Annotated in this window: 2 protein-coding genes; both read right to left on the reverse strand. The window is 75.4% G+C overall.

All coding sequences use genetic code 11. The features are described from left to right. The coding region (locus KUM32_RS39330) for an ATP-binding cassette domain-containing protein (protein ID WP_217146544.1) at positions 1 to 349 on the reverse strand (349 nt) is incomplete at its 3' end. Positions 350 to 497: 148 nt separating this feature from the next. After that, positions 498 to 690, reverse strand: a 193-nt coding sequence (locus tag KUM32_RS39335; protein WP_217146545.1) for an ABC-2 family transporter protein, incomplete at its 5' end; no start/stop codon positions are given.

Genomic DNA, 690 nt, shown 5'->3' on the forward strand with positions numbered 1-690 from the left:
CGTACGAGTCGCGCAGCGGCAGGTCCCACCACAGGGTGGTGCGCTGGCCGAAGACCACGCCCATCCGGCGGGCCAGCCGGGTGCGGTCCGCGGCCGGGTCGATGCCCGCGACCCGCAGCCGCCCGCCGCTGGGCACCAGGATGCCGGTGAGCATCTTGATGGTGGTGGACTTGCCCGCGCCGTTGGGCCCGATGTAACCCACCATCTCCCCGCGCGGCACCCGGAAGCTGATCCCGTCCACGGCCCGCACCTCGCGCCGCTCGCGCCGCACCCAACCGGCCCGGCGCCGCACCGTGAAGACCTTCTCGACCCCGTCGACCTCGATGAACGCGGCGTCGTCCGCCGTCATCGCCTCGTACCCCTCTCCTGCTCGCCCCGGCACACTGCCGCCCCGAGATCATGTGTCCCCTACACCCACCACGCCCGCTCGCCCGCGCCCCGGCGCACGCCCACCCGCCCGCGTCCGACCGGGGCGCGGGCCGCGCCGCTCCCCGTGCTCAACTCCCCGTGCTGCGATAGGCCCGCAGCCCCGCGCGCCAGGCAAGACCGGCCAGCGCGCAGCAGGCCACCGCGACCAGCGGCGCGCCGAAACCCACCCAGCCCGGCAGGCCGATCGGCTGCGGGCGGTCCAGGATGTGCAGCGCGGGGAGCCAGTTGACGAAGGCGAGCGGGATGACGAAGACGACCGCC

The sequence above is a fragment of the Streptomyces sp. AC627_RSS907 genome, from assembly GCF_019049165.1.